This window comes from Candidatus Methanoperedens nitratireducens, assembly GCF_900196725.1.
In the GTDB taxonomy this organism is placed as follows: Archaea; Halobacteriota; Methanosarcinia; order Methanosarcinales; family Methanoperedenaceae; genus Methanoperedens; species Methanoperedens nitroreducens_A.
Genome location: NZ_FZMP01000057.1, coordinates 1 through 11,452, shown reverse-complemented (window position 1 = coordinate 11,452; position 11,452 = coordinate 1). Strand labels below are relative to the sequence as shown.

14 protein-coding genes are annotated in these 11,452 nt (G+C 46.3%); 11 read left to right on the top strand and 3 right to left on the bottom strand.

Annotated elements, in window-relative coordinates; all coding sequences use genetic code 11:
* Positions 1 to 94 precede the first annotated feature (94 nt).
* From MNV_RS04995 to MNV_RS04950, 10 genes are all read left to right on the top strand, one after another.
* Positions 95 to 892 carry a 2-amino-3,7-dideoxy-D-threo-hept-6-ulosonate synthase gene (locus tag MNV_RS04995; protein WP_096204271.1) on the top strand — a complete coding sequence of 266 codons (798 nt, stop codon included), beginning with the start codon at positions 95 to 97 and terminating at the stop codon, positions 890 to 892.
* A complete protein-coding gene (locus MNV_RS04990) occupies positions 889 to 2,022 on the top strand; it encodes a 3-dehydroquinate synthase II (protein WP_096204270.1) in 1,134 nt (377 codons plus the stop codon). The genes MNV_RS04995 and MNV_RS04990 overlap by 4 nt, the downstream gene beginning before the upstream one ends.
* Before the next feature lie 73 nt (positions 2,023 to 2,095).
* Entirely contained in the window at positions 2,096 to 3,190 is a 1,095-nt protein-coding gene (locus MNV_RS04985) for a hypothetical protein (RefSeq protein ID WP_096204269.1), read from the top strand.
* Positions 3,191 to 3,192: 2 nt separating this feature from the next.
* Entirely contained in the window at positions 3,193 to 3,795 is a 603-nt protein-coding gene (locus MNV_RS04980) for a poly(R)-hydroxyalkanoic acid synthase subunit PhaE (RefSeq protein ID WP_179293810.1), read from the top strand.
* Between the two features lie 31 nt (positions 3,796 to 3,826).
* Positions 3,827 to 5,056 (top strand): class III poly(R)-hydroxyalkanoic acid synthase subunit PhaC, encoded by a 1,230-nt coding sequence (phaC, locus tag MNV_RS04975; RefSeq protein ID WP_096204267.1) that lies wholly within the window; start codon positions 3,827 to 3,829, stop codon positions 5,054 to 5,056.
* A 1-nt stretch (position 5,057) separates the two neighbouring features.
* Positions 5,058 to 5,798, top strand: coding sequence for a 3-oxoacyl-ACP reductase FabG (gene fabG, locus MNV_RS04970; protein WP_096204266.1), 741 nt, complete (start codon positions 5,058 to 5,060; stop codon positions 5,796 to 5,798).
* Between the two features lie 85 nt (positions 5,799 to 5,883).
* A complete protein-coding gene (locus MNV_RS04965; protein ID WP_096204265.1) occupies positions 5,884 to 7,062 on the top strand; it encodes an acetyl-CoA C-acetyltransferase in 1,179 nt (392 codons plus the stop codon).
* A 25-nt stretch (positions 7,063 to 7,087) separates the two neighbouring features.
* Positions 7,088 to 7,945, top strand: coding sequence for a 3-oxoacyl-ACP reductase family protein (locus MNV_RS04960; protein WP_096204264.1), 858 nt, complete (start codon positions 7,088 to 7,090; stop codon positions 7,943 to 7,945).
* Positions 7,946 to 8,201: 256 nt separating this feature from the next.
* Complete coding sequence (gene fabG, locus MNV_RS04955; RefSeq protein WP_096204263.1) at positions 8,202 to 8,942, top strand: 3-oxoacyl-ACP reductase FabG; 741 nt, start codon at positions 8,202 to 8,204, stop codon at positions 8,940 to 8,942.
* Positions 8,943 to 9,012: 70 nt separating this feature from the next.
* Positions 9,013 to 9,300: a hypothetical protein gene (locus MNV_RS04950; RefSeq protein ID WP_096204262.1), complete on the top strand. Its 288-nt coding sequence runs from the start codon at positions 9,013 to 9,015 to the stop codon at positions 9,298 to 9,300.
* Between the two features lie 21 nt (positions 9,301 to 9,321).
* Here the strand turns inward: MNV_RS04950 and MNV_RS04945 are convergent, their stop codons facing one another.
* Complete coding sequence (locus MNV_RS04945; protein WP_306453622.1) at positions 9,322 to 9,867, bottom strand: zinc-binding metallopeptidase family protein; 546 nt, start codon at positions 9,865 to 9,867, stop codon at positions 9,322 to 9,324.
* A 247-nt stretch (positions 9,868 to 10,114) separates the two neighbouring features.
* Here MNV_RS04945 and MNV_RS04940 point away from each other — a divergent pair, with 247 nt between their 5' ends.
* On the top strand, positions 10,115 to 10,405 hold the full coding sequence (locus MNV_RS04940; RefSeq protein ID WP_096204261.1) for a hypothetical protein: 291 nt from the start codon (positions 10,115 to 10,117) through the stop codon (positions 10,403 to 10,405).
* A gap of 1 nt (position 10,406) precedes the next feature.
* Here the strand turns inward: MNV_RS04940 and MNV_RS04935 are convergent, their stop codons facing one another.
* Both MNV_RS04935 and MNV_RS19355 read right to left on the bottom strand, forming a co-directional pair.
* Complete coding sequence (locus tag MNV_RS04935; RefSeq protein ID WP_143311640.1) at positions 10,407 to 11,003, bottom strand: hypothetical protein; 597 nt, start codon at positions 11,001 to 11,003, stop codon at positions 10,407 to 10,409.
* 106 nt (positions 11,004 to 11,109) lie between these two features.
* The gene (locus MNV_RS19355) at positions 11,110 to 11,250 is read right to left on the bottom strand and encodes a hypothetical protein (RefSeq protein WP_179293809.1); all 141 of its coding nucleotides are present in this window, start codon (positions 11,248 to 11,250) and stop codon (positions 11,110 to 11,112) included.
* Positions 11,251 to 11,452: the final 202 nt, after the last annotated feature.

The window sequence follows — 11,452 nt, the reverse complement described above, 5'->3', positions numbered from 1 at the left end:
CCCGACAGGTCTCTGGACATTAACGTTAGGTATATATATCGTAAACACTGTGTAAGTGTGTCACAGAGTAACACGATTAACTGAGGTGATTTTATTGTCAGGACTTGGTAAAAAAATACGGCTTGAGAGAATAATGGACAGGGAAAGCAGGAACATGGTAATAATCCCCATGGACCATGGAATATCAATGGGACCTATAAGAGGCATCGAGAACCTCACGGACATGGTGAACAGGGTGGCGGATGGAGGAGCTAACGCCGTTCTTTTGCAAAAAGGCATGGCAAAGCACGGTCACCGCGGGTATGGACGCGATATCGGGCTGATCATACATATGAGCGCATCCACGTCCCTTGGACCCGACCCCAATGACAAAGTGAAGGTCTGCACGGTGGAAGAAGCGATAAAGATGGGGGCTGATGCCGTGAGCGTGCATATCAACGTCGGCTCTGAGACCGAGGCAGACCAGCTAAAGATACTGGGCACCGTTTCGGAGCAGTGCGACGATTGGGGAATGCCCCTTATCGCGATGATGTACCCGCGCGGGAAGGATATCAGGAACTCGAATGACCCGGAGCTTGTGGCGCACGTTGCGCGCGTGGGTGCGGAACTGGGCGCGGATATCATAAAGACAAATTTCACGGGTGATATCGATTCGTTCAGGAAAGTCGTGGAAGGCTGTCCCGTGCCTGTAGTTATGGCAGGAGGTCCGAAAGCGAATACAGATGAGGAGTTCCTGTCAATGGTACGCGCCGCAGTGGATGCCGGAGGACGAGGCGTTGCGATAGGAAGGAATGTCTTCCAGCACGATAACCCGACGGAAATGACACGCGCCCTTACCCTGATAGTACATAAAGGCGCAAGTGTAAAAGAGGCTATGGAGGCGCTCCGGTGAAAAAGGATAAGACGGTCTGGATAAAAGCAGATAGCGAATCATGGGAAGAGAACAAGCCCAGGGTTACGGCAGGGCTTGAGTCCGGAGCAGAATGCATACTTTTGAACCACGACGATATCCCGAAGGCAAAAGAACTGGGAAACATCAAAACTGCCGCGCCGGGCGGGGAAGCTGATATCATAGTTGTCGGGAAAGGCAGCGAAGGGGATGGGATAAGAAAATTACCATCCGAATTCTCAAACTCCCAGGATATATCGGAAGCGCAACGCTTGACTAGAGAAGGTAAGACCGTCGCCGGATATGTTGTCATAAAAAACAAGAAATACGAGCAATTCGCCGTCGAACTTGGAAAATCATGTGATTACCTTGTCGTTATAGGCACGGACTGGAAGGTCATCCCGCTTGAGAACCTGATCGCCGAGCTGCAGAAGCTTGATGTTGAAATCATAGCGGGTGTCCGGAACGCAGAAGAGGCGATGCTTGCGCTTGAGACGCTGGAGCACGGCTCAGACGGCGTGCTTGTTGATACCGGTGATATCTCAGAAATAAAGAAAATCGTAGCCGTCCGGGACCGGCAGGGAATGGAAAAAATACCCCTTGTAAAAGCCAGGATAACGAAAGTAAAACCCGTCGGCATGGGTGACAGGGTATGCGTGGATACCGCGTCTTTGATGGTTCCGGGCGAAGGGATGCTTATAGGCTCACAGAGCAACGGGTTGTTCTTTGTTCATTCGGAATCAGAAGAAAGCCCATACGTGGCGGCTCGCCCTTTCAGGGTGAATGCAGGCGCTGTACATGCCTATATCAGGGTAGGCGAAAAGACGCGCTACCTCTCCGAGCTTGCATCAGGCGATGAGGTCATGGTAATAAATTCGGAAGGAGAGACACGACCTGCCGTCGTGGGAAGGGTGAAGATCGAGCGCCGCCCGCTAATGCTCGTTGAGGCTGAAGTGGACGGGACGGGGATAAAGACGCTGCTCCAGAACGCGGAGACCATCAAGCTTGTCGGGGATAGCGGAAAGCCGATGCCAGTTACCGCGCTTAAGGAAGGTGATGAAGTGCTTGTGTATTTTGAGAAGGCAGCGAGGCATTTCGGGATCAAGATCGAGGAAACTATAATTGAGAAGTGATTATAAATTCGCAGGTAATTAAAAAGGTTTATATGAAAGAATAACGTTTCTGAATTAAGAGGAGTGAATTTGTATGGTTGGTACAAGCAAACAGATGAGTCAAGAGAGTGGAGAGAAAAAAGATGTTTTTAGAATATGGGCAGATAGCTACGTAGCAGTTTCAAGAATGTGGGAAGATTCCTACACGAATCTGTACAAGCCATGGATAGAGTCTTCCGGGACACTGCTTGATAAAGCCGCTGAACTCACAAAAGAGGCTTCGGCAGAAAAATACAGGGAATTCTATGATGAATATGTGAGATCATACCAGAACACCTTTGGTAAGCTCTATCCGGTCCAGATGGGAAAACTTGATAAAGAGACACTTAAGAAATTGAAAGATAGCGCTGAGGAATCAAAAAACCTCTTCCAATCATGGGTTAACTTATTAGAGGAAGATATAAGCAATACCGAGAAGCTTTCCGGGAAAGAGCTTGATATGGAAAAATCCAGAGAGATCTATAGCATGTGGCAGAAGACATATGGAAAAATATTTGAGGATTTTCTTACAATGCCGACAAGGGGAGCCACAAAAGAGGTACTTGAAAGTTATGGAGTGCTGCCAAATATTTACCTGAGGAATTTTTCGGAGCTATCCAGAATCTGGAGAGATTCTTACATGCATCTATACGTGCCGTGGGTTGATTCTATGATGAAGGTTTCCGGGAAGATGGCAGAGCTATCAAAAGGAAACGCAAGCCCCGAAGCCTATAGAGAATTTTACAGTCTCTGGATGGACACGTACAGGGATATGTCCGGCAGGTGGTTCGGTGCCGAGTCATTTAAACCCTCAAAGGAAGTGTTTGATAGCTTCTTAAAGAGCACGGACATCTATCTTAATATGTATAAATCCTGGATATCTGCCCTGGAGAAGATGTCAGAGAAGACCACAGAATTAACAAAACGAACCACTGACCCGGAGGCGTTTAAAGAATTCTATACCACCTGGGCAAAGATGAACGAGAAGGCGCTTGAGGACTTCTTTAAATATATGCCTGCCGTCGGTCCGATGAAGAACATGATGGAGCCGGTAAAGAACGCGACCAGGATGTATGCGGATATGTTCGCCAATATGTCAAACGCATGGATGAGGATGGCCCCCGGTGCTACAGCTACAAGCCAGGTTTAAATATGGAAAAATCCAGTGTTGAATTAACACATGAGTTTTTTGACCAGTGGTTAAAGACTTACGAGTCTACCTATGGCAGGCTAGTCGAGGTGCCTGCGATGGGCCCGATGCGTGAAAGATCAGAAAAAATGGTGAGGAGTTTTTCTGTCTCTGTTAACCTATATACAGCCTGGATGGAATCCCTTGTCAACTTCCAGCACATATTCATGGAAGCCATGCGAAGAATGCGCAAAAAGATGACAACTGAGATGGAAGTGGAGATCCGTCCTGAGATGTATAAAGATTTTTACCAGCTCTGGATAGAGACTTACAGCGAGACGTTCAAAGAATTCCTGAAATCAGGTCATTTCTCTTCTGATATGGGGAGACTGACATCCTACTTCGTGGATTTCCAGAAAAGCAACCGGGAGCTAGTTGAAGAGAATGTCCTGAAACCGGTAAACCTGCCCACAAGGACCGAGATAGACGAGATGAACAGGGAATTGTATACTCTTAAGAAAACTGCAAAGAACCTGACAAGGGATATGGATTCTCTTAAGAGAACGATGCAGGAATTTACAGAATTGGCAAGCCAGGTCAAAGAACCATCCGAAGAAAGAAGTTGATATACCTTCAGGGGAGGGAGAGGAGGAAGTCATGAACGCAGTAGATATGATAGATAGTTATAGAAGATTCGTAGCAGGAGTGGAGATACTGTTAGAACCGCCCGATTTTTCTGTCGGGACAACGCCTTCCGAGGTAATTTATACGGAAGACGATATGAAACTTATGCATTATTTCCCTGCTGTAGAAAAGCCATACCCGATTCCGGTGCTTATAGTTTATGCATTTGTGAACCGTTACTATATCCTGGATCTTCAGCCCGATAAGAGCGTGGTGAGGAAGCTGCTGGATGAGGGGCTAGATGTTTATATTATTGACTGGGGGTATCCTACAGGCGCTGACAGGTACCTCACGCTTAACGATTATGTGAACGGCTATCTGAACGACGCCGTAGATAAGGTCAGGGAACTGTCGGGGTCAGATAAAATAACGCTATTTGGGGTTTGCCAGGGGGGTACAATCTCAGCGATGTACGCCTCACTGCATCCCGATAAGGTAGAGAACTTTGTCGCCCTTGTGACGCCTATAAATTTCGACACTGATAAAGGGCTCCTTCATGTCTGGGCAAAGAGCCTTGATGTGGATAAGATTGTGGATTTCTACGGGATAGTACCGGGTGATTTGCTGAATACAGGGTTCCTGCTCACTGATCCGTTCAGGCTTCTTATCGATAAGTATGTGGGTCTTTTTGAGAGGATCGAATGCAAACCTGAGGACATGGAATGCCAGCTCAGGAACGAGGAAACCGTCAGGAATTTCCTCAGGATGGAGAAATGGATATTCGACAGCCCCGACCAGGCAGGTGAAGCATACAGACAGTTCATGAAGGACTGCTATCAGAAGAACCTGCTTATCAAGAACGAGATGAAAATCAACGGGCAAAAAATCAACCTGAAAAATATCACCATGCCTGTACTAAATGTCATGGCCGAGACCGATCACCTTGTTCCCAATGAAGCAAGCTTACCGCTTACTGATGCGGTGGGAAGTGAGGATACGGAGACGCTTGTTTTCCCGACAGGGCATATAGGTATCTTTGTGGGCTCCAAATCCCAGAAAGAAGTCGTACCCAAAATCGCAGCGTGGTTAAAGCCCAGATCTCTTCCCGAAGAAGCAGGAGATGAAATAGAGAAATCTATGGAAGAAAAGCCCCTGCAAGTACGGAAAAAGCTGCCTGCGCGACAGGCGGAAGTGGCGTTCGAACAGCATACCGGGAAGAAACCTAAAACTAAAAGAAAGAGCCGCAGGACGAAGGGAACCTGAGATGAGACTTGAGAACAAAGTTGCAATCATTACCGGGGCATCAAGCGGCATTGGTAAAGAGACTGCTATGCTTTTTTGCCAGGAAGGTGCAAGAATAACTGCAACTTCAAGGTCGGCAGAGAAATTAGAACAGATATGCAGGGAAATAAGCGGGTATGGGGAAAAAGTAATATACATCAAAGGGGATGTCACCAGCAGGGAGGAGATGGAAGAAGTCGTCAGAAAGACGATTGATACCTTCGGAAGAGTGGATATCCTGATAAACAATGCAGGTATCACCCAGGATGCCCTGGTAACAAAAATGACAAAAGAGCAATGGAATAACGTTATCAATGTTGATCTTTCCGGGGCTTTTAACTGCATCCAGGTAGTAGCCCCGTATATGATCGAGCAGGGGAGCGGCGTAATCATCAACGCATCCTCTATTTCAGGAATTTACGGCAATATCGGTCAGGTCAATTATGCTTCAGCCAAAGCCGGGTTGATCGGCATGACAAAGACCCTGGCTAAGGAACTCGGGAAAAAGGGGGTAAGGGTCAATGCAGTGGCTCCGGGATTTATAAAGACGCCCATGACCGAAACTGTGCCGGATAAAATAATGAATATGATCATAGAACGAACTCCTCTGCGCAGGATAGGCGAACCGGGTGATGTGGCGCATGCATACCTTTATCTCGCTTCGGATGATGCGAAGTTCATCAACGGGGAAGTGCTTCATGTAGATGGCGGGCTCGTCCTGTAGCGGGAGTTACCGGTGCGCCTGGCAGTACATGCCAGTATACCCGTGTGCCGGATTTTGTATCCAGTATATAACAGGTGGGAATAAAATGAATAAAGTGGTTATCGTATCAGCGACAAGGACTGCAATAGGAAAATTCGGGGGAAGTTTAAAGGATATAGCGCCGGGACAGCTTGGCTCAGTGGTATTGAAAGACGCTCTCAAAAGAGTAGATGTTGATCCGGCTGAGGTTGAAGAGGTCATTATGGGGAATGTCCTCTCGGGCGGTCAGGGTATGAACATAGCAAGACAATCCTCGATATGGGGAGGAATACCAATAAAAGTACCGGCATTTAGCGTGAACATGGTTTGCGGCTCAAGTTTGAAATCCGTTATCCTGGGCGCGCAATCTATAATGGTCGGTGATGAAGAGGTCGTCCTGGCAGGCGGGACCGAATCCATGTCAACAGCGAGATATGCACTGGCAAAAGCACGCTGGGGAATAAGGATGGGTAATGATGAGATCGTGGATATGATGATAAATGACGGACTGTGGGATATTTTCAATAACATCCACATGGGGGTTACTGCAGAGAACCTGGCGGAGAAATATAATATTTCAAGGGAAGAGCAGGATGAGTTCGCAGCGAAAAGCCAGAATAAAGCAGAGGCAGCAATCAAAGAAGGCAGGTTCAAGGACGAGATAGTTCCGGTACCGGTTCCACAGCCAAAAGGCGAGCCTTTGCTTTTTGATACGGATGAGTTCCCCAGGTCCGGGACAACAAAAGAGACACTGGCAAAACTGAAACCCGCCTTTAAAAAGGGCGGCACAGTGACTGCAGGCAACTCTTCAGGCATAAACGACGGTGCTGCCGCAGTCCTTTTAATGTCCGAGGATAAGGCAAAAGAGATGGGTCTTCGACCCATGGCAACCATTGTAAGCTATGCTTACTGCGGCGTATCTCCTGAAATAATGGGCATCGGGCCTGTTTGCGCTGCCAGCACTGCTTTAAGTCGTGCTAACCTGACGACGGATGATATCGACCTGATAGAAGAGAACGAAGCCTTTGCCGCCCAGTCCATAGCCGTAGATAGGGAGCTGAGATGGGATCCGGAAAGGGTCAATGTGAACGGCGGCGCCATAGCCCTGGGGCATCCGATAGGAGCAAGCGGTTCAAGGATACTGGTCACACTGCTATATGGATTGATGAGGCGGAAAGGCAAGTACGGTCTTGCAACGATGTGCATTGGCGGGGGCATGGGTATTGCTGTGATTATAAAAAGGTGACGATGGGTTATAAAGAGGTGATACGATGAATACGAATGGGAATGGAAAAAAACTTGAGGGTAAAGTCGCCCTTGTTACAGGCGGCTCAAGGGGTATAGGGATGGCGATCGCCCTGCGGCTGGCGGAAGAGGGTGCAGACGTGGCGATTAATTACCAGCGTACAAAAGAACAGGCTGAGGAAGTATCAAAACTGATAGATCAGATGGGCACTAAAAACGAGCTTGAAAAATTAGCCATAATGATAGACAACATGGATACCAAGGAGCATGCAAAGGAAGTGTCAAAGAAAATAGAGTCGCTGGGCAGGCACTCCATTATATGTCAGGCAAACGTGAGCGATCCCGAACAGGTATGCAGAATGCGGGATGAGATCGTAAGGCAGTTCGGTAAAATAGATATACTGGTCAATAACGCCGGGATAACAAGGGACAAGTCGTTCGCAAAGATGACACCGCAAATGTGGTCTGAGGTATTATCCGTGAACCTGGACGGCACATTCCATTGTACCAAAGCGGTCATAGATGGTATGCTTGAGAGGAAGTACGGACGGATCGTGAACATATCCTCGGTTATCGGGAGGATGGGCAACTTCGGGCAGGCGAACTATGCAGCTTCAAAGGCGGGGATAATAGGTTTTACGCAAACCCTTGCAAAGGAGTTCGCAAGTAAGAACATAACTGTGAATGCCATTGCGCCCGGATTTATAGAAACGGATATGGTAAAATCAATCCCCGGTGAAGCTATGGAAAAAATCCTTGCCCAGATACCCCTTCGAAGGCTGGGGAAGCCGGAAGAGGTTGCCGGGGCAGTGACTTACCTGGTCTCGGAAGGTGATTATATAACCGGACAGGTAATAGATATTAACGGGGGACTCTATATCTGATATGATAAGCAGGATTCCTTAAGATATACGGTAGTTGTATTTTTAACTTCGTTTATTTTATATAAAGGATTTACCGCTATGCGTAGACCTTTTTGTTCCAGCGCATATGTGCGTAAACTATATATGACACGTTCGCGTAGATACGAATTAGTTCGACGTTATCCTGTTAAGCAGGACAAGATAGTAGTAAAAAACCGGCTATTCTGTGTGTAGAATAAAACGGCGAACTAAAATCACGAAGGAGAATACAAAACGAATGAAACTTAATAACGAAGTTGCAATCGTTACAGGTGCCGGAAGCGGCATCGGTAAAGAGACAGCTCTTCTGTTTGCAAAGGAAGGAGCTAAAGTCGTTGTAGCTGATATAAATGAAAAAAGCGGTAATGGAACAGTAGAAGAGATCAAAAAAGCCGGAGGCGAGGGCATTTTTGTTAAGCTGGATACCTGTAACAGGGAACTGGTGAAACATATGGTCGAAGACACCCTCAAGAAATACGGTAAAATCGATGTGTTAATAGCTAATGCCGGTATTGTCCAGGATTCCCTCCTGGTAAAAATGACAGAGGAACAGTGGGATAAGGTCATTAACGTGAACCTTAAAGGAACTTTTAACTGCATCCAGGCTGTTGTTGATGTTATGATCCAGCAGGGCAAGGGTGTAATTATAAACACTTCTTCCGTCGTAGGGCTGTATGGCAATGTCGGTCAGGTCAATTATTCCGCAGCCAAGGCAGGATTGATCGGCATGACAAAGACTTTAGCCAAGGAACTTGGAAAGAAAGGGATAAGGGTCAATGCGGTAGCCCCGGGATTCATAATGACACCTATGACAGCCGGTGTACCTGAAAAAGTCCTTGAATTAATGAAAGAGAAAACCCCTCTGCGCAGGCTGGGAGAACCCAGGGATGTTGCGAATGCGTACCTGTTCCTTGCTTCGGATGATGCCAGGTACGTTAACGGCGCAGTGCTTTCCGTAGACGGCGGGCTTGTAATCTAAACTAAATACAGAAATTTTGTCAGGAAAGATTTATTAAGCTCCACGCACCAGTTAGAATCTGGGTGAGAAAATGGGAGCATATCAAGATACTCTTAATGATATAGAGAAGACATTCGGAACAGTTCCCGGGTTCATGAGGTTTTTCTGCGAGGAGTCGCTTGTCCGCGACTGGCCCTCCTGGAAGAGAGATAACCCCGGGGAGATATACCTTGAAAGAGCAAGATACCTGCTCAGTGCAGACGATATAATTGAAGATGCGCTGAACAAAGGCGAAACCAATGATAAGAGCAAATCGCCTGTCGGGACGGCTACGCCCGGGCAGACGATTGATGCGGCGGGATGTGAAGAGCAGGGATAAGAAATCCCTCTTACAGGTTCCTTAAAAGAACCTGTCCACTATCTCAACTGCCCTGGTGAGATGTATCGCGGACGCGTCCGTTGTACCTCCCGCGCCGACTTCAAGCTGGTAAGGGATGTTATTTGATTCAGCCGCTTCTTTTAACCATCTCAGCACGCTTTCAGGAACGATTATGCCACACCCTTCAGCATCGCTTACGGTGACGGAATGCCCTTTTCCAAGCTCTATTGCAGATTGTTTCTTCTCTATACCCGGATGGTCCCCTGTGTAAGACACATCAGTAGCCAGTGCTACGTCAGGATTCAATCCGAAGGCTGAGGTTTTAGCACCTTTTAGCCCCACTTCCTCCTGCACAGTGAATACTGCGTGGGCGGTGGCTTTTACATCTGCCATTTCCCGCAGCCCCCGGATGAGCATGGCGCAGCCTGCACGGTTATCGAACGCTTTACCGGTGACCCTGTCGTTGCCAAGCTGCTTGAACTCTGTGTCTAAAGTAAGTGGTGTCCCTATTTTCACGCCCATTTTCCCGGCATCCTCCCTGCTCGTGGCGCCGACATCGATGAACATATCCTCGGCTTTGACCGGTTTTTCTTATCCTCTTCTTTCATGACATGAGGCGGCTTTCCGCCGATAACGCGTAGAGTTTTCCCCTCTCCGTATGCACGATCATCCTCTGGTTGAGAATCGTCTGGTCAAACCATCCGCCGCTTTTCGTGAAATAGACAAGGCATTTATCATTATTGAAAAGCGCTACGGCATGTAGTATCCTGAATGACCATAAATTATAAATAAAAGAGCTTCCATTACCAATAGAATGGTACTAATTATGATTATGGAATCTTTAGATGGGATATTAGAGCAAATTCGAGATGCTCAATGGCATAACATAGACGAGGTTAAACAAAATACTTCCCTGTCGCAAGATACGTTAGATAAGTTGTTTCTCTTTCTTCAGGAACAGGAGTTTATTGATAAAAAGAATAAGAAACTGAGAATTACATCTTTCGGATCAAAATACCTGCAACTTCCTGTTGAACTTCCTTCTAACCCTGTACATCAGCCTCATCCTTCAAAATCTTCACTTGTTCCTTCCCACTCTCTGTAAGCTAATCTTTTTTAAATAAGACGTTATTATCTTTATCAAATACAGTAACTGAAGACCATCCCACATTTCCATTTCGTACGTTCTCATCGGGAATAATTATTCCTTTACTATTGTTAACTAACTCGGTTACTTCGTCTTTGTTTCTAAATACCACAGTAACCTTATATGCCTTTTTTAACATTTGATCGTTGTTGATAATAACGGCTACAAACGGGACTCCGGTTGCTCTACTGCCAATAGAGACCGGTGTAAAAGCAGAATTGTTTGCCCATGAGAGCTGGGTCCAGGACATTTTACCGGTCTCATCGATAGATATTTGATAAACTCCCATCTCCGATTCGTTTTCATACAAGACCACGGTAGAATTCCCAACAGTCCGATTCGCCAGAGATGTCACGTTCTTTTCTTCAAGGAACTGTTTTATTTGGGATTCAGAAGGAGATATAGATGTTTCCTGTGCGCTATTGTTTCCCTGAACACTGTAGTTATTCTGTACGCTATTGTTTTCTTGTACGCACCCTGCAATTAATAAAGACAGCACTATTAATGCAAAAGGCAGTAACCGTAAGCTTCTCATAACATTTGCTTCCCTTCCCACATGGACTTATCTTAAAGGCTGGTTGATTAATTCGCTTGATATGCAATATTATGTATGTTTTACTTCATCAATTCTTCCTTTCCGATCAAGAAGAATAGAATAACTGCTATAAACTTTCTGCTGACAGCATATCCTCGTTCAGATCATCGAGGCTGTACTGGAACGGTATGCCTTTTCCTGCGGCGATAGCTATCATCTCCCGTAACGGTATGCCTGCAAATCTGGCCTTCTGTAAAGGATGATGCATCAGTTTCCAAAATGTCTTCTTTTGATAATAGTATTATAGCAAGATTCCAAAATTGCCGTAAATTTTAAGGGTAATCAAACATATTCTTTAATGGGGGAGTGTTTAAATGACAATAACACCGAGGGGTAAATCATTTCTTCCAGACTTTTCTAAGGATGAGTTGAACGACCTTTATCAAAAAGAGGTAGATCCAAAAGCTAAA